We start from the raw sequence: 22,501 nt of genomic DNA, 5'->3' as shown, positions 1-22,501 counted from the left end.
ATAAAATGTGGATAATTGAACACTAGATACTACTGTATTTAACAAAATAAAGAAAATAAAGCCTATTTTCATAGTTGGATAAATATAAAGTGCTTTGTATTAATTTCTTTCCGATTTCATGTAGAAACATATGATTCCCTTTATGTTTTTTTGTAGAATTGATAGTCTAATAATCATTGAATTTCCGGATACATTTTCTACTATTTATGATTTTTTACGTTCTAACATCAGATATTCCCTTGTGGGAGTAGATCTCTCCCCTATTTTTGATAACCTATAATAGTTTTATCTTTATTTCTTTTTAATATATAAGATATATATTTATAATAGATTTTTAATACAGCTAGTATGCTTGTTAATAAGATGTCAGACCTAATTGAAAATATATGTAAATTCCGTTATAATAATGGTAATTAAACATATCATTACCCACATACAAAAGGACAAACCTACGTATCCCTACCAGGGCGAGGTTTGTCCTTTTTTCATTTTAATAAACAATTCATATTGGGAGGATTAAACATGGCTGTACTAAAAGATTTGACTTACATAGAAATGAATACTTATAACGAGATTGGATTTTTTAAAGGGATTCTTTGGGGGTTAGTTTTTGTAGTGCCTTTTTGGAGTATTATGATAACCCTATTTATTTTGATGTACAAATAATAATCAACATATCCAAAATGCAAAGGGTTGTTTGTCCGTTTGCGTTTTGGATATGCCACCAACCGTGCGTAGCAAAGGGCGGTAGCATGTCTTTCACTTATTTTCTGTTATAATAATTCCTAAGAAATTAGGTGATTATAATGTGCAAAAACATTAATTTAGAAGAAACATTAGCAGCCTTTTCTGCTTATTTAACAGAAAAAGGACGGAAACAATCCACGATTAAACGTTATGCTTATGATATTAAAGATTTTTATAAGTGGCTAAGGGCAAATGAGAAACTTCTACATATCAAATCATGGAGTGAACTTTCTGAAGCGGACTATCAGACGTATTTCTCTGAGTTAGAAGACAAGCGTAAATATTCTCAGAAAACAAGACACAGAATATGGGTGGTTTTAAAGAAGTTACACATGTTTTTATGCATAGTTAGTCCATTGGATGGTATTAATCTCTCTTTAATTCCTGATCAATCACTAAATGATAATGATTTTATTACCGAAATGGAAGAAAAGCTTTTAAAACAAACTGTCCTATCAACAAAGGGGCTAACGGAAAGACAAGCTAAATATCGCCCTCTTATTATGGATAGAAACGTTTGTATTATAAATTTAGTAGTAAACTATGGGTTGTCCTTGCAAGAGCTTGTATCGCTTAATATGAGCCATATAAAGTTTGCTAGAAATATCTTAATGGTACCTGGGGAAAATGGAACAACTAGGTCTGTCTCTTTAACTATGGAAGATACGCAGCAGCTTTATAAATATTACACGACTATTCCGGAACCTGTAAGACCTAGACAACACACAGATGATCCTCTATTTGTAGCATTTGATTTTAATCGAGGTACGTATCGATGGGTGTACGAAAATGATGCACCAAAGGCTTTGTCTGAAGTTGCTATACAAAAGATGATACGACTTGAAGTGAAACGTGCGGAATTAAATAGGCGTATCTCTGCACAGCAGATGAGAAACACTTTTATTCTCCGTCTTATTAAGCAAGGATTAACTGAAGATGAGTTGGTAAGTAGGATGGGGTTCAAAACTAAAATATCTTTAAAAAGATATTATCAATATTTACAGTTGTAGCTTTGAAATAAAGTTTGATCAAAAATACCTCGCAATCCAAAGTTTTACGATAAATAAAAAGAATCCATTTTGAAAAAGATTGATCAAAATGGATTCTTCCCTAGCAGATTTAAGTTTGGTTTTTATAAAAAAGTTTGATCATTTCTACCTATGTTGTTCAACAATCGCGCCTGTTTGTGAAATTGGCAAAGGCAGTCTAATTATCGAAGAGCCTTCTTCCTATCAGATTTGCGGAAACAGGCTCCTTTCCTATTTCACGTGCCCATATAGATAACTGGCCAATATGGTGGATTTCGTGGACAATGACATGACGTATGATCTCTCCGTGTGTACATTCAATGACTCGGCGCCTGATTGGTGCGTCTCTAGAGCTAATCGGTTCTTCATTGAAATCAGTTTCTGAAAGTTTCCGAGAATCCATTTCATTTGTCCAAGATGTCACAAATGGCTTCACTTTCTCATGGTATTGAGCTGAAAGATTTTTCACTTTTTGTAAGCTAGCATAATCCTCAAACAATGGCTCCTCAGGCACTGGTTCACCTCGCAAACCTAAGATCCACATATATTCAACATCTACAATGTGAAATAGGGTATGTAGTATACTGCCGAACCCACCGACCCGTTTCTTTAATAGTTCTTCATCTGGTATGTCTTCGCACAATGTAAACCAATCATCACGGACTTGCCAGTTATATTGAAACAGTTTCAACATCACAACAACCTCTATCTTTTATAGATTTAATATTTAATCTTCACCAAAAGACTTCAAAATCCTTTTTTAAATAATAACTCTAAAAAACCTGTTAAAATCCTCCACAAACTGGCCCTTTAGTTGAGTAACTTTATTGCTACTCAACGGTTCCTTAATCCGCCTTTCAGCTCAGATCTTCTTTTCACTTTTCACTATAAAAACACCCCTTTAGATAAACAGATCCAAAGGGGCAAAACATCGCGTCTTCTTATTAATATATTTTTCTTTGATTACTTCTTACTTTTCCGCACCTATCTTTTTAATTGCAGCTTCGTTCTGACTAATTATATCTTGAAAATGCTCTTGCTTATTTTCTTCTACAAACTGTATAAGTTCTTCGAATTCCATTATTATCACCTTATTTCATTAACTTTGATTACTTGTTCTAATTCGAATACAGAAAGTACCTGGATGTGTAAAAATGTCTTTAGGGCATTCCAAACCTCTCTGTGGTCATCTAATGATACCTGGAGAGCGCTTTTCCAAACATCCATCCCAACCTCGTTATATTCAGGGCTTCCTTTTATAAGGCATTCTTTATGTATAGTAAACGAAATCGGATCAGTTTTTATATCTTGATATAGTACAAGTGTAGGAACCCAATCAATTGGAGTATATAAGTGCATAAGATTCTCCAAACATTTCTTTAGAACGCTATTGTCTCCTATGCAATGTATTTCACCACTTATTGTATCCAATATGATTTTTTCACTCGGATGTATCTCTCTAACGTAAAATGGTACTTGTTCTTCATAATGTTTATATATCCTTTTAAATGCTTCTATGGCCTTTTCTATTGATGTTGCATTAATAAAACTGATTTTATGTTCCGTAGTAATTTCTAATATGTATAGGCGCATAATTCATCCCCCTATATTCTCTATATATTAATTAATACATTGTATCATCTTACTATTAATTTAAAGAAAGTACCTACGTTACTGGTAGTCACTTTAAATATAGCTTCTATTTACATGTTAAGCTATTAAAAAAGCCTCGTTTCCTAATTTCTTAAGTATTTTTGCAAAGAAATGGTTTGTCTCTTCGGATAGTATTTCCCCTGCTTCTATTAATCTAGAAAGTCTATTTGTAAACTCTGCAGCATACAAAAGCTTCGTACTAGCTTTTTCATCATATTCTCTTATATTTTAGCCCAATCCTTCATTATTCCATGTAAAGATACTGAGTATTCTCTCTGAGCAAAAGATTAAAGCGTTTGAAGGTAACTGAGAGTGATAGAGCTTTGCTTACTATTTTAGAATTAATAATCACCCTAAAGGAAATATATGTATTTAAAAGATGATTTAGGAAATACTGTTTATTGAATAATAAGGAGGTGTTGAAATGTCTAACCAACATGAGGATATTTTAAAGGCTCTAGTAAAAAAAGAAATGCTAAATTTAGATCAAGAAAAATTAGCTAATTTTTCAAAAGAATTATCTGAAATGGGTCTTTCTGCTAAAAGTGGGTTTGTGGCTTGCAACGGCAATTACTGCATTGTTGTAAAGGAGTAGCATTATTTTTGTAATAAAAAGAGTGTTCATCGTAGGATTAAAGACTATAACTTAATTACGAGGTAAAGGAAGTCTTTAATCCTGCCTCTTAAGAATAGGAGATATAAATTTGAGTAAAATAGAGCCTCAGAATAATTCACTGTCAGATGATTTTAACAGAGAATTACGAGCCTGTGTTACCCGTGGTTTGAATTGGACTATAGAGAATTTGCCAATGTTTGTACCTGAGAATGTAGCAAACCCTGAAAATATGAAAGAGATTACAGAATTGGCACTTATGTATAGTTTTATAAATCAATGGAATGATTCTAGACTGAAGCTGCAGACAATTCCTATTGAAGAATTCTTGTTGGATTTCTTTGATGATCCATTAATTGTACAGTGTGCACGTAAAATGCCCAATCATTTTGATCACTATTTCATAGCGTATATGACGTTACGGATGGCAGGTCATCGATTGGAAAAATATGAAAAAGCATTGGGAAGTATACAAAAATACAATTATCCAAACTGTTCAGAAAAAACTCCATATCGTACCTTGGAATTACAATATATGCAATGGAAGGCAGGTTTAATGGAGGAACCACCAGATTGGCAATCCATTTACAGATCTACAACTCTTGGTCTTTGTCCAAACCCAGTTTTTCTATCTGAATGGGAAGTTTATTCTATCACTCACACATTATTTTATTTGACTGATTTCTGTGGATTAACGATGCACTTACCAAGAGATGAAAATCAAGATGTAATAAAAGTTTTAGAATCTTTGTTGATATATTATTGGAAGAAGGCAGATTGGGATATTACAGGTGAACTATTAATTAACATGGTTGCATTAGGGAGAAGTAATACATCTTTGTTTAAAACTGCTGCTCTAGAATTTTTACGGGCTTGGAGACTGGATGGTGCTTTACCGGGACCACATTTTTCTCTTTCTAATGAGGTTCCAGATCAAAAGAATTTATTTGAGAATTGTTACCATACGACTTTAATAGGAATTCTTTTCTGCGGATCTTATATACGTCGTAATATTTATACTAATTAATAGGAGATATATAATGTTAAATTCTAAAGCTATTTTAAAAGCACAAAATTGGTTAATTCGGTTAGATATAAATCCACAAGATACAGTACGTCAACTTCAGCGCTTATTAGGTATATGGGCAACACAGATGGTTAATGGTCAATTGGAAAATCAAGTCCTTTTTAACTTAAATCAGATTGTGGAAAAAATTGCACCTTTTGATTACCGGACATATTCCGGTGACCCGGTTTTAGCAGTAGAAGTACATAAATTTCTACAAGAACAGGAGATTATTCATCCATGCTTATTTGATTTGTCACTTGAATATGCTAAGGTTTTGCAGGATTTTGATCCACTGCCAAACGAGTTAAATCTTCTCTATAATCTTCTCCAACATAGTGGCTTTAAGGTTAAGTTACAAAAGCAAAAAAGTAGTTTGTATACTTGGCCAACAATAGGAGAATTGGTTAATATGAACCGTCAACAAACATTAAAATTTTGCCAGAATTTATCAAATGCTACTACATATGGCCGTCATCCCATTGATTGTGGTTCTTTAACCACAATTTTACCAAATTTGGCTGTCTCTTATGCCCGGTATTGGGATATAGAAGTAGTTAGTGTTCTGTTACGAACCTGTGCTTACCTCAATTTACAACAAGATATTGCTTGTAAATGGTCATTAGAATGGCTACTTGATCAACAACAGGAGGATGGTTCTTTTGGCTTGCTGAAACCAGAAGCAAGACGTGCTGGCTTGAACGATGAAGATTGGCAATTGTATTTTCTTCCGACTGTAGCAGTTTTATTGACTTTAGCTGACTGGCAACAACCTGGTTTTATACTTGCACCTACAATTTCTTCCAACGTATTAATCGACGAATCTAAAATAGAGCAATTACTGAATAATAGTAGCAATAAAAAGAGTTCGTAATATGATTATCAAAGTAATTTTAAGTTAGAGTATAGTCCCTTAATAAAGCGGAGTATAGAGAAGGACGCAAGCTGAAGCATTAGAAAAAATCACTAAAGAGATAGCCTGTTTAAATATCAGTCCAGAGCTTTGAACTACTCACCACTTAACGTCCTTACGGACTTTTTGAAGTGGGAGATTCCTGCGAACACCAATGTATCCACCGGTTATCTTAGCAGGCTCTACCCGTAGTCCCTACGGTGAAAACATAAGTATCTTGTACGTTGACGCACCACACTCCCTACTTTAGCTTGGTTTTCGCAACTTCGGCAAGCATGGGGCGAAAGAACGTTGAAGATTTTCCGGTTGCAACGTTTTTCTGCAACCAACCTCATATCTTCAGTTTTCGAAGAGCAATCTGTACAAGTAAATGATAGCAAACAGGTTGGCTTATGCCAACCGACATTAATCTCCCACTTAAAATTGGTGTTTCACACCTTCACATTTTTGAGGAAGGAGTCTTCTGCCGGAAAACGATAACAATTGTTATCGTTATTTGTTTTTATATAAGGAGAAATAATTGATAACGGTCACTTGTGAGGCACAAAATGTAAAAAAACAAATGAAATAACAAGAAAAAGCATGGGTATCCGCATAGGAATTAACTATGCTTTTTGTTTTGGTCTGAAGAGCCCGAACAGCTATACATAGCAGTTTTCTTTAATGTACGTGAGATATAAGCAGTCATAACAGGTGTTTCTACCCCAACCTCGTAAGTTAATATATGAATAGGTTTTGTACGATCCTCTAGCGACAGCTCAGAAATAGCATCCTATAGCAATGTCAACATAGCAGAACTATCTTTTCCCCTGCTGTAACCTACAAAACAACAATCGCGAGATAAATAGACTTTTTTCGCCTCCTCTTTAATTTCTTTATATATATCCATCATTTTATTTTTATCCCCATAGAAAAATAAGATTTTTTTTATGTATGGGGCATTCCTCCTCTTTTTGAGATAGAAAAAGAGAGTCTCTTAGTAAGGCACTCTCTTTTATGTATTTCCTCTATATTTAATCGATTACGATTTCATTTATATTTAGCTTGTTTAAGGTCTCTTTATAAAAACGCATTACTTTTTGAGCATGTTGTATAGCTATTAACCCATCTTGAACAGTAAGGGCTTCAAAATATGGATAACGAATGTCTGTAGCATAACCATTTAGCTGCACGCATTGTTCTAAAATCAATGAGAACTCCTCATCTAATCTACAACAAGATTTGTGCAGCATTAAAAGGTTATGAGTTTTAGGGACTGGTCTACCGTTTAGTGCAAGAAATCCTTTTAGAAGTTTCTCCACACATTGTTGACTATGATAACAAATAATTGCAGTGGGGAAAGGTTTCATGTGAGTTAAGTAACTAGCAGAATCTAAATCAGATTTTGCAATGGTTACCCACTCTTTTAGATCCTCAATATTTCTCATATAGGACCGTCCCTTCTAGTGCAATCTTATGTTCCATAGTTACATTACGGCTAGCACGCTCTTGAAACTCTTCTGGCCCATACACTAAAATATCAACTGGTGTTTCCATTACATCGTAAATCCCCCAATTGATACGATTAATGACTTCTCTTTTTCTTTCTCCTACACCTTCCACAACAATACAGAGATCAAAATCACTGTCTTCATTTGGTGTGCCATATGCATGAGAGCCAAAAAGGATGATTTTTTGGACAGAAGACACTGTTTCACGAATCTTTTGCACCAATAGGTCCAATTCCCTTTGTACCTCTTCGTTAATCCAAATCACCCCTCGGATAATGTAATTAAATTGACGTTTAAGTATATTATACATGCGTTGCTCTTCTCCCTGCTATTATATATTTTTTTTATTGTTTTCTAACGTTTTGCAATGCTTGATAACATTCGTATCCCTGCTTGAATTCTTATAAGGGGCTACCGTCTGCACTACTATTCCCTCTTTTACTTATTAAAATAATATATGGTACAAGCTTTTTTCCTTTTGCAATATTGATAATAATGCTGATTGTAGATATCCCCCTAGTTTTATTTTGAAAGTGTATTCCCTAAGTTTCTTAGATATGAAATTGATAAATTTGTAATCCTATGTACGGTGTACAAGTCAAATGAGTGCATCAATAGTATCGATGCAGCATGAATAACTCCTTCCTCCTGAACAATGGAAATAGCATATTGAAGTAAATTCGCCTGCTTAATAAGTGTATGTATATATACTGGATGGGCATTTGAATCTATATAAGTATCATTCCTCTGGTCTTCAAGTGCTTCATATATTTGATTCATCTCTAACTTGCACATAAATTGAAATAGCTTATAGTCATGATGTGGTTCCTCTAATATTGGCTCAATCTTTGTAAGCAGTAACATGTAATGCTTAATATTTGTAAACATTGCGAATTGGATAGTTTTAAATGTCCTCATAATAAAAGAAGGAGACATAAAAATATGCCTCCTTTACGCCCCCCTATATATTTACTTTAGAAACCTAATCCCGCTTAGATTATAATCTAAGCTAACTCCTGTTACTGAATACTCACCTGCAAATATGAACTTAAGATGAATACAGTAAAAGTTACTTACCTTATTTCTATTTTTCCTAACTCTGTGAATTTATTCAAAAAAAGACATTGAACTAGGTTGTTCAATGCCTTCTCTCTTCTTACATATTTGTGTACTCGAAGTACAATTTTTCCGGTTTTCCATACTTATTAATTTCATTCTGATATACAGCAGCTAATTGCTGTGACATTTCAATATTCTCCATATAGGATAATGAAGTAACTGCTTCTATTTTTTCTTTAATGTTATTAGGAAGAACTGAATAAGATAAGCTATCCATCTTACTCCCTAATTTAGTTTCTGTAGCAGCTTCATAATAAATCTCAGTAATTACAACTTCATTATCATCTGGATCGTACATATACCCTCGGTTAACTGTAATCATATTATATGACTCCTCTCTGGTTTACAAATCCTAATCTCTAGTGTTTTTAGCATTGCAACAAGTACCCTACTTCTATATATATTCTCTAGTTTTTAATTTTTATATTCCACTCTTTATCTAGTTTACTATGAATTAGAAATTAATCTCTTTCTTTTATGTCAAATTCAAAAATCTTTAACAATAATAAGAAACGCTGTAAACCTAGTGCTGTTATTCACATTATTTTTTAATGGTTATTACCTGTGTGCTTAACTCTTAAACATTTAGGTACCTTACACAATCGAAGATAGGATATGTTTCTGTTAAATAAAGGCCCATTGTTTCACGGTTATTATGAGTATTAATGACTTTCATATTCTTTTTCTTATGCCATACTTTATAAAATTCCATATAATCTCTCCTCTAAATGAAATAAAAAAACACAATAGGTATACTTTTTTATTTCGCATATTATTAGCCCCGAAGGTCTACGTACAAGTGATTCCTAACTTAAAGACAACACAAAAAGGGCTTCTTTAAGTCGATTAAAAACGTGCATAGCAAAATAAGCTATATATACACTAATCGGCTCAAAGAAGCCCTTTCACAATTGAAACAAGAAACAAAACTTGCTTCTACAACTCAACCACAACACAATAAGGTGTGGGAATAAACGGAATCAAATAAACAATAAATATACGTTTATATTAATCTATTTTTATATGATATTCAATTGTTTTTAATAGAATGAAGATAAGAAGGGACCTTCTATGCGGTTGTTATATGTATTAATAATAGCTCCCTTGTTTTTCCTGCTGAAAATCCCCTCTTATTTTCAGTTCTTGGTATTAATCCATGTACTGCATTTCAAAATAAAGTTTTTCTGGCTTTTGATTTTGGTCTAAATAACAAAGTATTTCTGGAATGGTTTGTTCTTCTACTTCCATACTTTCCATATAAGACATACTTTCGTTTTCTTGAACTTTTTCAAAAATAGAAGTAGGTAGCTTGTCTGCAGCAAACACACCCATTTTGCTGCCTAATTTTTGTTCAGATGCAGCGTTGTAGAAAATTTCGTTCACAATGACCTCATTATCATCTGGATCATACATGTAACCTCGTTGTATACGTAGCAATGTGTTACCCCTTTCAAATATATTCCTTTACACGGAATAATTATATTTGTATATATTGTTTTTTCTGCATAAAGGTGTCAAAGAATATTATTTCGCAAAATCCGTACTTTGTATAGAGGTAGATACAGGATTATTAATTTTCACACAATACTTCAAAATTTTTTTGATTTGATTAGTGGATTAAAATGTATGCTAGGAGTAACATGTAGTATGGTTAAAAGGTTGTGCTAAAGAGTAATAGACTGGTTAGCTCTATTACTCTTTGTAGTTGTTAATACAAATATAAAATTTAAATGGCAAATTGATGAATGAGTGATAGTACATATTTTTCGCTATAATTAACGAAATTAACATTAATGACTAACGGGTCATATAAATCTGGTTCAGCTTGAATGCATGGATCAATAAGTCTTAAGTTAAAGTTCATTGCAAATTTAGTTTTATCAAATTCATTATAAAATCTGATAGAATAGTAATTTCTTTGCATAGAGTTACTGTATCCCTCAAATTCTATTTTTTGAGATTTAATCATTTTTTTCACCTTCCTTTGTTGGGGTGTTTTGATAATAACTCTAGTGTAAAATTACTGCAACAACATAATATATATTTGAAAATTTGTTTTTTTGTCCTTAATTATGTACATTTTAAACGAAAATAGATGGAGAGAAATTATGAATATAAATAGATTAAAAACTCAACAAATCCGAGTAAATAAGGTGCAAGAAATTATAGATTTTTATGAGGGTTTTTCTACCATGTTACCGATATTGTATACTGATCATCTTTGTTATGCAGAAGGTTTTTACGAGAAAAAGAATGAATTCCAAAAGGATTATGAAAAATATGTTATTAGTATTGTGAAAGATAGGAAGAACTTTGAAACTAATTTAGAACAAGTATTACAACGTATAGCCGAAAGGACTGCCTTATTAAAAGAAGCATGTCAATATATAATAAGTTGTTTAACTGCTTTAATTCAGCCAAAGCAAGTTAATAGAAAAGGAGAAATGAAAAAAATAACCAAGAGTAGTCTATTGTCTGTATTAAATGAAATAGAGCGTACAATATTGTCTATTAATGTTAAAAGAGAAGAGTTTAGTACCCACCTATTTATGCAAACACACGCGATAAGAAAAAAGTTCTTAGTGGATGCATATATGCAAATACTTAGTCTTCTTTCTGTTGAAAGGGAAGAATTTGAATTCCTTTTTAGTAATGAGCTTAATAAAATCTTATCTGTATCTCAAAAAAATTCTAATGTTGGAATTATTAAAGAACATAGAAAAATTAAGAAAGATAAAAATTTAATTGTGAAATATTGTTTATTTTTCGAGGGATATTCAAGACGATATTTTTTAAAAGAGGAAAGAGCAATTGCAAATAATATAAAGGACTAGTAGGAAAACTTCACGGTATTACTTGATATAATCTATTTATTTACAAACTAAGCCCCCTTTAAAAGAAAGCGATAGTTTGTAAGGGGGGCTTAGTTTGCTGTGAATAGCTTTGTATTTAATTGTTTAATCTCACCTTCTGTAAGGGGCTGGTAAAATGCATGTTGTAATCCTTGTATATGTAAGGTTTCCCCTATACATAGCAATACTTTACCAGGAATTAAATCGAGTAGTAGTTCATTATTAATTTGTTTTGCTTGTTTTTTAGTAGAAACATAAATAACTAGGATTGTAGGGCTATTCCCTAAATCTTTTATAACAACATCTTTTCCTGACTCTACGAAATCTTTCCAGCTGGCAATGATACGTTTTAAGCGCCCCTTATTATCTGTTAATAGAGTGGAGTATACAACGAAATTACACACTTGATCTACTCCGCCTTGCACTGCAAAACTTAAAGGAGGGGTAAAAATTCCTTTACTAATAGATGGGTGCATAATATGTCCTAAAAATGATGGAGCGTAACGTAAATGACAAAGTAAGTCTATATCATGCCAATAACGGAGGTGAATATATTTACCATGATTATCAATTCGCTCTGGAGCAAAGAAAAACATATTTCCTTGCCAGTACTTTAAGAGTTTATAACCATTATCGGATAAAGTATATGTTTCTTCAAAGATCTCCATATCAAAAATCTCTACTTGCCATTTCTCAATTAGACGATAGTAAAGTAATCCTTGAAGTGCATCATTTATTTTCTTACGTGAATATTTACTTTTGAATAAATATAATAAATGATTGAATCGAACGGACATATGCACACCAATAAAAGTGAGTAATGCATATTGTTCTTCTGTTAAACGCTGCTTAAACTTAACTAATTCGTCATAAGAATGGAATACATAGGTTTTATCTAGTTTATGTATTCGATATATTTGAAGTCCCTGTACATCCTCATTTGATAAATGAGGAATTGAAGGAATATAAGTAGACAATTGTTCCTCTATTGTACGCATAATCATCCATTAAAATTGGTAAATTGACGAATTAGATTTTTTACTTTGGCCTTGCGGATAATTTAGGATACGTACAGTTCCTCTTCTATTTTTAGCATCAATATTAAGCAGCTCACATGTAACGATTGTTTGATTAATTGCATCTTCTGGAGTTGGATTAGCCAGATTACGGCTCTTTAGTCCTTTAAACTGAATACCTGGTGCAACCTCAACGAAAATCCCAGCAATTGCATCTACACCTACAATTTTACCTATAAAGCGGTCACGGCGTTTGTTTAGTTCTAATAGCTTCTCCATTGGATCTGTTTCTAATATCTTTTTATTCCCTCTAAACTCATAGCGGCCATTCTTTTCTACTACTTTATCGATGACAAGTTCTACAATATCACCAATTACAATATCCTCAGAGCGAACGAATGAATGAGACCATTGTGAATATCTTACTCCTACTGTTACACCATGAACTTCAACTAGAACAGTTTGTGCAGATGGTATATGTCCCGAAACGGTTCCTGTGTATACTTTATTTCCTTCTTGTGTTTCTACTTCTTCATATAGCCTTTTTTGAAGTGCTATTTCTCCTGCTGTGATAGATACAACTGCAAAGTTGCCTTCTTCAGTTTTTTGGAAGTGTTCAATAATAACAGGCTTTGTTCTACCAACTAGCCACTGAGGATTTTTAGGAATGTTTATACCTGCCTCTGTAATTGGGCAATATGCTGTTGTATGAGAACCAATTTGCATTGTAAGCACTTGTATACGCTCAGACTTTCCGTTTTTAGTCGGGAATAGCTTTTCGGATACGACTGTAATTAAGCCTTTTCCTACAGTACGCTCACGTTTCATACGGGCTAATTCCTCTAGTTCATGTTCACGTACTCGCTCAAATTGATTAAAGTTTGTTTCTAACAGTGTTTCACCTTGTGGGTTCTCTGATTCAAAAACCATTCCAAGTTCTTCTACAGTTTGAGTGTTTGTCTTTTCTTCTGCCATTATATTTTCCTCCTAGAACGTAAAAAAGGACACACCTGTACCGTTGGGATGGTACGTAAGGTGTGTCCTTCACGTAAATTATGTTTTATTTATATAGTTGTTAATACAAATATAATGGTATTTCTACTCAAATGCAAGAATAATTTTAAAATCATAAGTTTGCTATAGGTTAAATCAAAATTAAGAGTGCAGCCTTACTAGGGGGACCGCTAGTATTTTGGAAAAAACCAAGCTAAGAGTAAGCAAAATTTTATACTATTTTTCGAGTAATCCAGTAACAAACGGGAAACCTAAAAACGAGGCATACTAGAAATGTATAAAAAAATGAATAGAGTCACAGAAAAACAAAAAGGCGCATACCCTGTGAAAGTAGGTATGCGCCTTTTCTCTTGCTACCAATAATGAGACGTTATGTCAACCTAACATGTATAGGATATACACTGTTCCTTATTCAACTAAATGGCAGTTTAGTTCAACAAGAAACAGGAATATTTGCGTTTTTTGTTGAATTTATGAATTCAAAGATAAAAATTTGAGGTGGATATTGTGTCGCAAGTTGCACTTTTAACGGTCACTCACGACCCCAAGGGAATAAACATTGAGCTTTTTCAACAATTACAAAAGGACCTTGAGGGGATTTATGGGGAACTTTTCATTACCATTAGCGATTTGTCGTCTATTGAATTAGTTAAAGAGATAGAAAGAAGTCAATTTAATGTGAAGATAATTCCGAAGAAGGGAGCGGCTCAGGCACGAAGAGAAGTTGTGAAATTTGGTCTTACAGGTCAATGTCAGTATTTTCATTATTGTGACTTTGACCGTTTGTTAACTTGGAGTAAGAATCATTTAGATGAATTAAAGAATATGGTGTCAGATATGCCAAATTACGATTACCTTATTTTAGGACGTACTGAACGTGCAATGAACACACACCCATTGGAATGGATTGAAACGGAAAAGATAACAAACAAAATCTGTTCTTTAGAGCTAGGTAAGGAAGTTGATATAACAGCAGGTTCTTGTTCTTTTTCAAGGGAATGTGCGAATAATATCAATAATTTTTCGAAAGAAAAGATGACAGATGCAGAGTGGGCAATGATAATTCATAGAATTGCTAAGTTGAATGTGGAATACGCTCAAGTTGAAGGGTTAGAGTACCACGAAGATACTAACGGAATTACGAGGATTATAAGTGATTCTGAAAAGTGGTTAGGAAGGCTTCAACTTAGTTTAATTATTAGTGAAACCGCATTTAAAATAGATAAATAAATGCTTTTTAATGTGAGTTTGTGAAAAAATATACTTAAACAAACGGGTGCTTTAATTGAGCAAGAAACTAAAAACTTTTAACTTCCACTTTCGAAAATTATGTAAATAAGCTGCCGATATGGGCAGCTTATTGTATTTTTGGCTTAGCGTGTTTTTTTCCGAAATGTTGGCGATACCAATACTAGATTTAATTTAAGGTTTACAAACTATTAATCAAATAAATTGTTTAATTCCTTACTCATTACGTTCGACGTTTTTTGCTTTGGCTTCTCAATATTATTAAGCAGTGACTGTGTAGTGTTATTCTTATTTTTTTGCTGAGATTTTAAGTGCTCTTGACGTTCTTTGTAGCTCATACGTTTATATTCTGGTTGCTTCTCATCATTTCTCGAAAGATCTCCCCTATTTTTTTCTAAGTTTTCATGAACTGTAATACTAATAGATTCGTAAACTTTTGCTACATCTTCATCAAGCTTATTTTCTTCCGTATGATTAAGCGTTTCTGCGATTGGGATCGTGTTGATTTCTACATATGTTTCGTCTGACTCTGTTTTTGTAACTGGAATTGAAGTAGATTCTATATTTATTTCTGCAGTTTCTATTATTGGAACGGGAAGTCCATCTGATGGGAATCCTTCTAGCAGTGGTTCAATCTCATCGGGAATCCTGGAATAAATGATGGAATCCGTATTCCAATCTTGCTTTAGCATAGTAATAGACAATTCTTTGTTTAGTTCTGATACTTCCATGTTTATTTCATGGCATTCATCTATTAGAAGTGGTTCTATATCAATGACTTCCTCTATTTCTTCGGTTATGACTGGTTCTGTTATTGCAGTGCTTATACTTTCTATATGTGTTTCCTCTTGTACGGTTCCTTTGTCTTCGCTTGGAATCGCTATTTTCTGTGAAATAGTATTGTCAGAAGTATGAGTATTATTAACACTTGGTTCTTCTGGTATACTACTACTATTTGAAATTAATACTTTACGAGGACCATCCCCTGTGTAAGAACTTACAACTAGATTTTGTTCTAACTTCTCAATACATTGCATAGCTTTCATATAGCCAATTTTGAAATTTCTTTGCAGAATAGATGGCGAGACTTGCTGTGATTCAATAATAAATTCCTTAATATCTTCATACAACTTATTTTCAGCTTCAACATCAACATCAACATCAACATCAACATCTCCCTGCTGATCCATAGTTGCAGGTTCATTAGATAAGGTTTCATTATGAGACTTGTGTACCTTATAATCTTCCAATGATACAATGTGCTGTTGCTCTTCAGTTGTTTCTACAGAGCTATTTTGTTTCATCTCATCCTCTTGTAAAGCCGGCAAAGGTTGTATTTTTTTCATGTTCTCTGCGTCTACATGCTTCATAGGATTTGCTTTTGCAATAGATTCATTAATAAGACGAAGACGTTCATTTTCCCAATATTGCCCTGTTTCTATATCTACTTGAATGATTGCTTGGGCGAATTCTTCTTTTGGTACAAAGTTACTTGTAATTTGTTGTACAGGTTGCACATGATTATCTTGTACTATACGAGCAGCACAGATGAATGCACCTTGTGCCATGATATCCCCTGGTGACATAACAACTTCTTTCGCTTTTTGGTAGGTTGATCCTAGTCGACTAACAGGATTATCTTGCATAGGAGAAATACCCTGTTCGGATTCTGCCTCTTTAAATTCCTCTTTCTCACCGAACATGTCAGAGAAAATTTTTGCATCATATGGCGTTACATCTCCAAATATCATTTTGTTACGGAATGAGCCTAGTAAGGTAAACATATATTGCTCTGTAAAGTCGAGAGCTAATTGAGATAGTGTTTGGCTAGCGATTGTTAGAATTACTTTATATTTACGAGATTGTGCAGGGAATTCTTTAAACGGCCGAACAACATAATCCGGGAACTCATCCACAATAATGTGATGATAAGGTGAGACGTTTGGTTCCCTACGGAATACCGCATTCTGCATACTCAGCAATACAAATTTTCCTAATACGTTTGAAAGGTCTGCTAACTCCCCTTTCGCAGTATTAACAAGTAGAATGCCACCTTGCTCCAGATGTATATCGAAATCAAAATCGGATTTTCCAAATAAAACACGTCTTATTAAAACGTTTGAAGCTAAATCTTTTAAGATGTTACGTAAACCTTTTACATATTCTTCTTCTCTGTCATAATGCATCGGTTGTCCGCGGTATTTTCCCGATTTATAAACTGCTGGTTCACCTTGAAAATCCATCTTTTCGCGAATGGTATTGTTAAACCACTCATCAATTCCTTTTATAATCTTATACTCGTTTTTTTGATCACGTGAAGCAGCTCCGGTTTGAACAAAATCATATAGCTTTTCGACCTGTATTTTTAATAGTTTGTTCATACGGTGAACACGTTCTACATCGTCATACATCTCAATCAAATCGTCGAAGGTAACATCTTTTTGCGGGTTGTGAAGCTTTAATAAATAGATATGTTGTTTAAGGTGGTTACGCTGGGCTTGTTCAAAGAACGCATTGTTAGATTCAGATAAACCTTGAATAACCATTGCGAAAACCTCTGCTACTTTATCAACCGGTCCACGCAGAATGTTTATATTTTTGGTATCAGGATTGGTTGGGTCAATGTAGTAAACCGAGCTTGCTGGGATCTTATGTGCTTGTACCAATTTAAATACTTTTTGACATAAATCATTACTCGGTTCAATAACAGTCACACCATTTAAAAATGTTCCTTTTACTTCTTCTGTATCATAATCATTCTTTTTATACGCTGTTTCAAACTTATTTATAAAACGTACCATCCAGTGTAAATCTTGATTAATCATGGGAATAATTAAACTTGATGTTTTACCAGAACCGATTGGACCAATAATGATTCCATTTAGCGTTCTATCTTTCCCCTTAATACGAATCATCTCTTTATGCTCAATATGCGGTCCAATTTCTACGTCAGGGTATATTTGTTCTTCTTGGCTATTAAACCATTTTTGTAACTTGTGATTTTTATATTCGTATTTTTGTACCCACTTTAATATTTCTTCTCGGTAACGAACAATATGGCCACTATACCAAAGTGTAAATAAAATCATAAATACTGTAGGTAAAAAGACAAAAATCATAGTGAGTGTGTGAAAATTCCCTGTTAAAACATGACCTATGGCCTCATACTCACCAAAATTAACATGTTTTGATTTATCCGTAAGATACGGAATAACCTTTGCATGGATCGGAGCAGTTGCAAACCATAAAAATTGAATATCAACTGCAACATGAGAAGTAATCAAAATTATTAATTTCCCATTTCTCACATGCAATGCAGGAATACGGCTGTAAAACCTAAAGCTAAATTCTCCTAATAGTAAAGAGAAGAACATTAAAATAAGCGGTACATATGTAATTTCTATAGGATAAGACGGTGGTTCAAATGCATAGTAGAGTAACTTGATGTAGTTTACTAAACCGAATCCAAATGAAAGAATAAATCCACTAATTAAGCCAAGTGTAGTAAATAACGGTAATCGTTGTTTAAATGTCTCCATATAGGCTCACCTACCTTTTACAGATATAATTGAGCTTTATGTTTAAACTTGAATCGATTATTGAATTCTGGTTGAAATAGTTCCTTTGATTTTTCAAAAAAGAATTTCGCTGCGTCTTCAGTTTGTTTTAAATATAAATCAATACTATCTCTTTCACATAGCTGGTTGTATTCTTCCTGAGAAAGTACCGCAATATTTACTTCTATTTTTTTATTCGTTTCCGTTTCAATTATGACATCATACCAAAAGTAATTCGGCTTTCCTGGAATTTGGATATCTTGTAGAGAAACATTAAACGTTGCCCCTTCTTCTGTAATGTGTTTAAGGACTAGTTCTGGATTTTTAAAGGCCTCTCTTGCAGAGATTACTCCCCCATTAGTAGTTGTTGCTAATTGTAAATTCATATGCACTTTTCCACCTTTCTCCATATAAAAAAAGGCAAGCGACACCCACTGTAAAAACAGCGTGTGTCGCTTGCCTTAAATTCATATGTTCTGATTTGATTGTAGTTTTTATTATATGTTCAATCGCTATTCTAACACCTTAAAAAATAAAAATCAATAAAATTGTATAGAAGTATATAAAAAACAATGGATTAATATAATTCTACAAGTTTACGTCTTTTGGGATGAATGTTATTTGCAGTACGTGTCATGATCTGTTCATCCGCGTCTATAGTGACACTTTCATTTTGGAGGGATAGCAGTAGTACGTTGTCATAAGTGTCCATTAAAAGTATATCTCTAGACTTTTTGCGCTTCGGGTAGATCACAACAAGTGGCACCCCTTCATCACCTTCTCTTCTTGAAAACACAACATCGTCTAATCTAGCAATCATTCGGTAATCATTTTCATTCCCAAAAATAAAGAAGAAATCTTGCATAGCATCTTTATCTCTCCTATACGTTCGTCTAAGACCACCATCTATTGTTTCCTTAAATGTTTGAACTTTTTCAACAAATGCATAGCGCCAATCGGCATCTCCTACTGTACGTTGAGATAAAGGTAAAAGAATATCTTGTTCAAAGTTTTGATTATCATCTATTCCTAGAATGATATCTGAAATAACATCTCCAGCTTCTTTCAAAGAGCAGATGTACATATTTAGATTTGGTAGATTCATTAAAAGTTCATGATACTCACGCATAGAAAATAAGAGATTTTTCATGCGTACGTATGGTGGTTCTGCATCTTCCGCAAGGAACATCGATTTATCATACATAACAAAAACAACAGTAATATTTTTAGTGTTTTTTTGTGCATATTCAATATACTTCCCCACCTTTTCAACCAAGGTAGCATTGGTTTCTTTGCACATATCCATTTCAATGTAAATATTTTTGTCTTGATATGAAATATGTTCATCGGGAATTAAGAGTAAACCTGCATCTTCAATTTCTGTTTTCTTTTGTTTTTGATGATATGAGCGAATATCTAGCTCGCATAATATCTTATTCGTATTGGTCTTCTTAGACACTTCTAAAAGTGTGCGTACTAATATTTCTCGTGAGCAGAGTGTATGTAGTGAGATTGAAGAAGAATATCTACGTTTTGATGATCCTACAGGAATTCTTCCTATTTCTTGAAGGTAATCAACCATTCTATCTTTTAAGGAGAATGTCGCACGTCTGGTTATACTATCATCTCTTTTATCAATTTTTTTGGTCAGGATAGCACCATATTTTGAAAAACGATTAAGTTTTGTAAACACACTATCCTCAGAAAAATCTCTACCTTCAAATGCACTATAAAGCTGAGTAATTTGTCGTGTAGTAAGATGCCTTTTGTAATATAAAAATGTGAATACAAATAAATCAGCCTCTTTTAAACGAAAAGATTTCTGTGTGCCTTTACTTGTATATTTATACGTTTTGCTTTTCATTATATGCAACTCCATAATTCGAATTTATATTCAATAAATAACAACCATTTCTATATATCTTATTACAGCAAAATTTTGTTGTAAATTATTAAAATTTTAAACTGAATTTACGCTAATCTAGATACTAAAACTCGTACGCTGAAGTTTGGATTACTTCTTTACCTTCAAATTCGCTAAAAACATTGATTTAAATAGTCTTTTGGTTCTTTTAAAATTGTTCGGACGGAAGACATGTTTTAACCGAACAATTTATTAAAGGATAAAGTATACGAATAGAATTGTTCGGACGGCCTAACAATTTATTTAAACTATCACATTATGTAATGCCATGTTACACATACAGAAAATATAATAGATTACTCACTTGAGCATTGTAGATTCTTTTTGCTATTGAAATAGAAAAAGACCGACAAAATTATATTTGTCGGTCTTTTGTTTAGAATGATAATTTCTTCTTTACTGGTTGTGAATCATCAGCAACTTCGACTTCAGGTTCAGCACCAAAATTCAATTTTTTCTTTTTAGGTTTTTCTTCTTGTACTGAATCATCAAATGCAAAAAGTTTATTTAAAACAGCATTTGATTTCTTAGAATTAGCTTGCTCACGTTCTTCTTTAATTCTCGTAATCTCATCAATAATATCACTCACACGTTTTGGCAATGGTAGTCCTGCAACAACTGAATAGAATTTTACTATATCCTCTTCTTTTTTCGCTGTATGTTTATTAACATATGGAGCTATAGGACGTTCATCTACATATGGAGTTCTTTCTTTTAAGAAGTTTTCCATTTGGTTAAGGAAAGAGAAGTTATATAATCGCCCTGCTCGTAGCGGTGATGTAACGATAGATAGTGCGCTCTTTTTAGCACTTTCTAGCTCTTCTTTTTCTGTATCATATAAAACGCCTTTTTCTAGTGCGTTCCCTAACTGAGTCAAGTAACCTAGCGGGTTTTCAGTGTCTAATTGATTTGATTTTAGTTCTAGTTTTGCTAGTGATAAAACGCCTGGTGTATTAATTACTTGAGCAAATTCACTCGCATCAAAATGTGTATCTGAAAACGGTGTAAATGATGAAGTTACTAAGTTAATCTCATGTAATGCATCAGCAATATATTTGTTACTATAACTAGTATATTCGTTTGCTAAAGCACTTGGATTTTCCTCTTCAAATTTTCTATATAGTTTAGCGTTATCTATTAATACAATTGAGCCAAAAGCTTCTTGGTTCATTGCAATACTACGAATGCGTGAAGTTGCGTTTTCTAGTACTTTTAAAGCCTCTGCATCACGTGGTAAAGTAAGTAATAATCCAAAATTGTAATCATGTTCATATAGCATTTCAATTGCCTTTAATAGAGCTCCAGTTCCTGTTCCTCCACCAAGGCCACAAGTAATCCAAATGAAATCACGATCTTCAAATTCCTGCTTGACCGTTTCGAAAATCATTGTTTCATGCTTTACAAATGCTTCCTCACCAACCTGTGGATTACGAGCTGCACCCTGCTCATATCCTTCTAACTGTATTTTACGTACATTTCCCGCGTTTTTAATCTCAATCTTGTTAAAATCTTGACTATTTGTATTAACAAGAATCGCACGATATGGGTATTTGTTATTTTTAATTTGAGTTTCTTTATTTGCGCACTCCGCTGCGATTGCGCATCCACCCATACCTAGTCCTAAGAATCCAAATTTTAAACTAATATTTCCTTGGCTTTCGATTTCTGAAAAATTGCCTGCCATATGTATATCCTCCCTCAAATATATATTTTAGTTGTTTTTCTCAACTCGTTTTTCTAGTTCTTTAATTAAAACATTACCTAGATTTGTTACTTCATAAACTCGAACGCGTCCAAATGGTTTAAAAGATATCAACCCTGCTCCCTCAAGTCGTGCAGTCATAATATCCAAAGCATATCGCGAAGGAAGTATCTTTTTTCCTTCATAATCCTTTTCATTCTCAATTTGATATTCTTTATGATATTGGTTGATACAATCCCATAGCTTTTCTTTGTGCATTGCACCTTCAGCGTATAGTACACGTAGAGCCCAAATCCCATCATTTAAATTCTCACAGAGTACATCAATAATTTCATTGCTACTCATTGATATATTAGACACTAATTTCACACCACCTTTAATAAAAAATAAAATTTATGTATAGTTACAAGAAAGTATACTTAATATTACGGAACTCATACCCGCTATATATGCCGTAGATACTTCGGAATATACTTCCGAAGTATTGTATATATTAACTATAATACATCTCCAAAGTTTTATCAAGAACCTTTTAATATCAACACTTTAAATACTTCCG

At 33.2% G+C, this 22,501-nt stretch carries 23 protein-coding genes and 1 pseudogene; 7 read left to right on the top strand and 17 right to left on the bottom strand.

Going from position 1 to position 22,501, the window contains the following annotated elements; genetic code table 11:
• Nucleotides 1–522 precede the first annotated feature (522 nt).
• Nucleotides 523–666 carry a hypothetical protein gene (locus tag MR170_RS21370; protein WP_176546904.1) on the top strand — a complete coding sequence of 48 codons (144 nt, stop codon included), beginning with the start codon at nt 523–525 and terminating at the stop codon, nt 664–666.
• A 140-nt stretch (nt 667–806) separates the two neighbouring features.
• Entirely contained in the window at nt 807–1,757 is a 951-nt protein-coding gene (locus MR170_RS21365; protein ID WP_242309186.1) for a tyrosine-type recombinase/integrase, read from the top strand.
• Nucleotides 1,758–1,953: 196 nt separating this feature from the next.
• Here the strand turns inward: MR170_RS21365 and MR170_RS21360 are convergent, their stop codons facing one another.
• Together MR170_RS21360 and MR170_RS21355 are read right to left on the bottom strand one after the other, a co-directional pair.
• Nucleotides 1,954–2,469, bottom strand: coding sequence for a DinB family protein (locus MR170_RS21360; RefSeq protein ID WP_242309184.1), 516 nt, complete (start codon nt 2,467–2,469; stop codon nt 1,954–1,956).
• A 392-nt stretch (nt 2,470–2,861) separates the two neighbouring features.
• Nucleotides 2,862–3,368 carry a hypothetical protein gene (locus MR170_RS21355; protein ID WP_242309182.1) on the bottom strand — a complete coding sequence of 169 codons (507 nt, stop codon included), beginning with the start codon at nt 3,366–3,368 and terminating at the stop codon, nt 2,862–2,864.
• Nucleotides 3,369–3,852: 484 nt separating this feature from the next.
• Here MR170_RS21355 and MR170_RS21350 point away from each other — a divergent pair, with 484 nt between their 5' ends.
• The 3 genes from MR170_RS21350 to MR170_RS21340 all read left to right on the top strand — a co-directional run bounded on the left by MR170_RS21350 (nt 3,853) and on the right by MR170_RS21340 (nt 5,981).
• The gene (locus MR170_RS21350) at nt 3,853–4,023 is read left to right on the top strand and encodes a hypothetical protein (protein WP_170951630.1); all 171 of its coding nucleotides are present in this window, start codon (nt 3,853–3,855) and stop codon (nt 4,021–4,023) included.
• Between the two features lie 109 nt (nt 4,024–4,132).
• Nucleotides 4,133–5,068, top strand: a complete 936-nt coding sequence (locus MR170_RS21345; RefSeq protein ID WP_242309180.1) for a DUF6895 family protein — start codon at nt 4,133–4,135, stop codon at nt 5,066–5,068.
• A 13-nt stretch (nt 5,069–5,081) separates the two neighbouring features.
• The gene (locus MR170_RS21340; protein ID WP_242309178.1) at nt 5,082–5,981 is read left to right on the top strand and encodes a hypothetical protein; all 900 of its coding nucleotides are present in this window, start codon (nt 5,082–5,084) and stop codon (nt 5,979–5,981) included.
• 694 nt (nt 5,982–6,675) lie between these two features.
• Here the strand turns inward: MR170_RS21340 and MR170_RS21335 are convergent.
• From MR170_RS21335 to MR170_RS21305, 8 genes and pseudogenes are all read right to left on the bottom strand, one after another.
• A pseudogene (locus MR170_RS21335) lies at nt 6,676–6,912 on the bottom strand (phosphoadenosine phosphosulfate reductase); the annotation flags it as partial.
• Nucleotides 6,913–7,033: 121 nt separating this feature from the next.
• Nucleotides 7,034–7,447 (bottom strand): HEPN domain-containing protein, encoded by a 414-nt coding sequence (locus tag MR170_RS21330; RefSeq protein ID WP_242309176.1) that lies wholly within the window; start codon nt 7,445–7,447, stop codon nt 7,034–7,036.
• Complete coding sequence (locus MR170_RS21325) at nt 7,434–7,820, bottom strand: nucleotidyltransferase domain-containing protein (protein WP_242309174.1); 387 nt, start codon at nt 7,818–7,820, stop codon at nt 7,434–7,436. Before MR170_RS21325 ends, MR170_RS21330 begins: the two co-directional genes overlap by 14 nt.
• 212 nt (nt 7,821–8,032) lie before the next feature.
• Entirely contained in the window at nt 8,033–8,446 is a 414-nt protein-coding gene (locus tag MR170_RS21320) for a hypothetical protein (protein ID WP_242309172.1), read from the bottom strand.
• A gap of 220 nt (nt 8,447–8,666) precedes the next feature.
• Nucleotides 8,667–8,951: a hypothetical protein gene (locus MR170_RS21315; RefSeq protein WP_242309170.1), complete on the bottom strand. Its 285-nt coding sequence runs from the start codon at nt 8,949–8,951 to the stop codon at nt 8,667–8,669.
• Nucleotides 8,952–9,206: 255 nt separating this feature from the next.
• Nucleotides 9,207–9,341 carry a hypothetical protein gene (locus tag MR170_RS32285; protein ID WP_276575646.1) on the bottom strand — a complete coding sequence of 45 codons (135 nt, stop codon included), beginning with the start codon at nt 9,339–9,341 and terminating at the stop codon, nt 9,207–9,209.
• 437 nt (nt 9,342–9,778) lie between these two features.
• Nucleotides 9,779–10,042 carry a hypothetical protein gene (locus MR170_RS21310; RefSeq protein WP_000272218.1) on the bottom strand — a complete coding sequence of 88 codons (264 nt, stop codon included), beginning with the start codon at nt 10,040–10,042 and terminating at the stop codon, nt 9,779–9,781.
• 313 nt (nt 10,043–10,355) lie between these two features.
• A complete protein-coding gene (locus tag MR170_RS21305) occupies nt 10,356–10,598 on the bottom strand; it encodes a hypothetical protein (RefSeq protein WP_000597682.1) in 243 nt (80 codons plus the stop codon).
• Nucleotides 10,599–10,737: 139 nt separating this feature from the next.
• On the opposite strand from MR170_RS21305, the gene MR170_RS21300 reads away from it, so the two are divergent.
• Entirely contained in the window at nt 10,738–11,463 is a 726-nt protein-coding gene (locus MR170_RS21300; protein ID WP_242309168.1) for a hypothetical protein, read from the top strand.
• A gap of 89 nt (nt 11,464–11,552) precedes the next feature.
• Here the strand turns inward: MR170_RS21300 and MR170_RS21295 are convergent, their stop codons facing one another.
• A complete protein-coding gene (locus tag MR170_RS21295) occupies nt 11,553–12,479 on the bottom strand; it encodes a hypothetical protein (protein WP_242309166.1) in 927 nt (308 codons plus the stop codon).
• 9 nt (nt 12,480–12,488) lie between these two features.
• Complete coding sequence (locus MR170_RS21290; protein ID WP_098349533.1) at nt 12,489–13,472, bottom strand: RNA-binding protein; 984 nt, start codon at nt 13,470–13,472, stop codon at nt 12,489–12,491.
• A gap of 546 nt (nt 13,473–14,018) precedes the next feature.
• Here MR170_RS21290 and MR170_RS21285 point away from each other — a divergent pair.
• The gene (locus tag MR170_RS21285; RefSeq protein WP_242309163.1) at nt 14,019–14,741 is read left to right on the top strand and encodes a hypothetical protein; all 723 of its coding nucleotides are present in this window, start codon (nt 14,019–14,021) and stop codon (nt 14,739–14,741) included.
• A gap of 209 nt (nt 14,742–14,950) precedes the next feature.
• Here MR170_RS21285 and MR170_RS21280 read toward each other — a convergent pair whose 3' ends face one another.
• From MR170_RS21280 to MR170_RS21260, 5 genes are all read right to left on the bottom strand, one after another.
• Nucleotides 14,951–18,298, bottom strand: a complete 3,348-nt coding sequence (locus tag MR170_RS21280) for a DNA translocase FtsK (RefSeq protein ID WP_242309161.1) — start codon at nt 18,296–18,298, stop codon at nt 14,951–14,953.
• Between the two features lie 17 nt (nt 18,299–18,315).
• The gene (locus MR170_RS21275; protein WP_063676510.1) at nt 18,316–18,702 is read right to left on the bottom strand and encodes a hypothetical protein; all 387 of its coding nucleotides are present in this window, start codon (nt 18,700–18,702) and stop codon (nt 18,316–18,318) included.
• 191 nt (nt 18,703–18,893) lie between these two features.
• Complete coding sequence (locus tag MR170_RS21270; RefSeq protein ID WP_242309159.1) at nt 18,894–20,180, bottom strand: replication-relaxation family protein; 1,287 nt, start codon at nt 20,178–20,180, stop codon at nt 18,894–18,896.
• Nucleotides 20,181–20,616: 436 nt separating this feature from the next.
• Complete coding sequence (gene repX, locus MR170_RS21265; protein ID WP_242309157.1) at nt 20,617–21,924, bottom strand: FtsZ/tubulin family protein; 1,308 nt, start codon at nt 21,922–21,924, stop codon at nt 20,617–20,619.
• A gap of 27 nt (nt 21,925–21,951) precedes the next feature.
• Nucleotides 21,952–22,287, bottom strand: coding sequence for a hypothetical protein (locus MR170_RS21260; RefSeq protein ID WP_063676691.1), 336 nt, complete (start codon nt 22,285–22,287; stop codon nt 21,952–21,954).
• Nucleotides 22,288–22,501 lie beyond the last annotated feature (214 nt).

Origin of the sequence: Bacillus cereus group sp. BfR-BA-01524 (assembly GCF_022662595.1) — a bacterium.
GTDB classification, from domain to species: Bacteria; Bacillota; Bacilli; order Bacillales; family Bacillaceae_G; genus Bacillus_A; species Bacillus_A thuringiensis_S.
Note: the sequence above shows the minus strand (reverse complement) of the source record. Positions and strands in the feature narration are given on the sequence as shown.

Bases quoted from the DNA above. Each gene is read 5' to 3' on its own strand.
- MR170_RS21370 (WP_176546904.1), top strand. From the start codon at position 523: ATGGCTGTACTAAAAGATTTGACTTACATAGAAATGAATACTTATAAC.
- MR170_RS21365 (WP_242309186.1), top strand. From the start codon at position 807: ATGTGCAAAAACATTAATTTAGAAGAAACATTAGCAGCCTTTTCTGCT.
- MR170_RS21360 (WP_242309184.1), bottom strand. From the start codon at position 2,469: ATGTTGAAACTGTTTCAATATAACTGGCAAGTCCGTGATGATTGGTTT.
- MR170_RS21355 (WP_242309182.1), bottom strand. From the start codon at position 3,368: ATGCGCCTATACATATTAGAAATTACTACGGAACATAAAATCAGTTTT.
- MR170_RS21350 (WP_170951630.1), top strand. From the start codon at position 3,853: ATGTCTAACCAACATGAGGATATTTTAAAGGCTCTAGTAAAAAAAGAA.
- MR170_RS21340 (WP_242309178.1), top strand. From the start codon at position 5,082: ATGTTAAATTCTAAAGCTATTTTAAAAGCACAAAATTGGTTAATTCGG.
- MR170_RS21330 (WP_242309176.1), bottom strand. From the start codon at position 7,447: ATGAGAAATATTGAGGATCTAAAAGAGTGGGTAACCATTGCAAAATCT.
- MR170_RS21325 (WP_242309174.1), bottom strand. From the start codon at position 7,820: ATGTATAATATACTTAAACGTCAATTTAATTACATTATCCGAGGGGTG.
- MR170_RS21320 (WP_242309172.1), bottom strand. From the start codon at position 8,446: ATGTCTCCTTCTTTTATTATGAGGACATTTAAAACTATCCAATTCGCA.
- MR170_RS21315 (WP_242309170.1), bottom strand. From the start codon at position 8,951: ATGATTACAGTTAACCGAGGGTATATGTACGATCCAGATGATAATGAA.
- MR170_RS32285 (WP_276575646.1), bottom strand. From the start codon at position 9,341: ATGGAATTTTATAAAGTATGGCATAAGAAAAAGAATATGAAAGTCATT.
- MR170_RS21310 (WP_000272218.1), bottom strand. From the start codon at position 10,042: ATGTATGATCCAGATGATAATGAGGTCATTGTGAACGAAATTTTCTAC.
- MR170_RS21305 (WP_000597682.1), bottom strand. From the start codon at position 10,598: ATGATTAAATCTCAAAAAATAGAATTTGAGGGATACAGTAACTCTATG.
- MR170_RS21300 (WP_242309168.1), top strand. From the start codon at position 10,738: ATGAATATAAATAGATTAAAAACTCAACAAATCCGAGTAAATAAGGTG.
- MR170_RS21295 (WP_242309166.1), bottom strand. From the start codon at position 12,479: ATGCGTACAATAGAGGAACAATTGTCTACTTATATTCCTTCAATTCCT.
- MR170_RS21290 (WP_098349533.1), bottom strand. From the start codon at position 13,472: ATGGCAGAAGAAAAGACAAACACTCAAACTGTAGAAGAACTTGGAATG.
- MR170_RS21280 (WP_242309161.1), bottom strand. From the start codon at position 18,298: ATGGAGACATTTAAACAACGATTACCGTTATTTACTACACTTGGCTTA.
- MR170_RS21275 (WP_063676510.1), bottom strand. From the start codon at position 18,702: ATGAATTTACAATTAGCAACAACTACTAATGGGGGAGTAATCTCTGCA.
- MR170_RS21270 (WP_242309159.1), bottom strand. From the start codon at position 20,180: ATGAAAAGCAAAACGTATAAATATACAAGTAAAGGCACACAGAAATCT.
- repX (WP_242309157.1), bottom strand. From the start codon at position 21,924: ATGGCAGGCAATTTTTCAGAAATCGAAAGCCAAGGAAATATTAGTTTA.
- MR170_RS21260 (WP_063676691.1), bottom strand. From the start codon at position 22,287: ATGAGTAGCAATGAAATTATTGATGTACTCTGTGAGAATTTAAATGAT.